Raw genomic sequence first — 677 nt, 5'->3', positions numbered from 1 at the left:
GGTTGTCGTTCGGTGCGGGTGCATTCGCGTCGGGAGGATGCGGGTGCGGGTGGGGCGTGGGTGTTGCATGCGGAGGGTGTGGTGGGTGGAGGTGCGGAGGGTTCCGTGCCGGCGTTCGACCTCACCGCATGGCCCCCGCCGGGCGCGACTCCGGTCGATGTCGCCGACATGTACGAGGTCCTGGCCGAGCGTGGATACGACTACGGGCCGGTTTTCCAGGGGCTCAAGAGGGCGTGGACCGCTGGCGAGGACATCTTCGCCGAGGTCGAACTCGACGAGTCCGCGCACACGGATGCCGCGAGGTTCGGCCTCCACCCGGCGCTCCTCGACTCCACCATGCACGCCCTGGGCCTGCAGACCGCCGATCCTGGGTCCGGCCCAGCGGAGGACGACCGTCCCGCGCTCCCCTTCTTCTGGGAAGGAGTCCGCCTGTTCGCCTCGGGCCCGACCGCGTTGCGCGTACGCCTCACGGGGTCCGGCGATGACACCGTCTCGCTGGCCATGGCCGACACCGCCGGAGAACCGGTTCTGTCGGTCGATGGGCTGACGCTCCGTCCGGTGTCGGTGGAGCAGTTGGCTGGTGTGGGTGGGGGTGGTGGGTTGCATGAGGTGGTGTGGCGGTCGTTGGTGACCGCTGGGGTGGTGGAGGGTCCGGTTGAGGCGGCGGTGTTCGAGGT

At 69.9% G+C, this 677-nt stretch carries 1 protein-coding gene; it reads left to right on the top strand.

Annotated features, from left to right (window positions below; all coding sequences use genetic code 11):
* Positions 1–105: 105 nt before the first annotated feature.
* A partial coding sequence (locus E6R60_RS36480) for a polyketide synthase dehydratase domain-containing protein (RefSeq protein ID WP_346766108.1) occupies positions 106–677 on the top strand: 572 nt, incomplete at its 3' end.

It is taken from the genome of Streptomyces sp. A0642, from assembly GCF_004795105.1.
Lineage (GTDB): Bacteria > Actinomycetota > Actinomycetes > Streptomycetales > Streptomycetaceae > Streptomyces.
The sequence above is the reverse complement of the archived record's forward strand: the minus strand, read 5'-3'. Positions and strand labels throughout refer to the sequence as shown.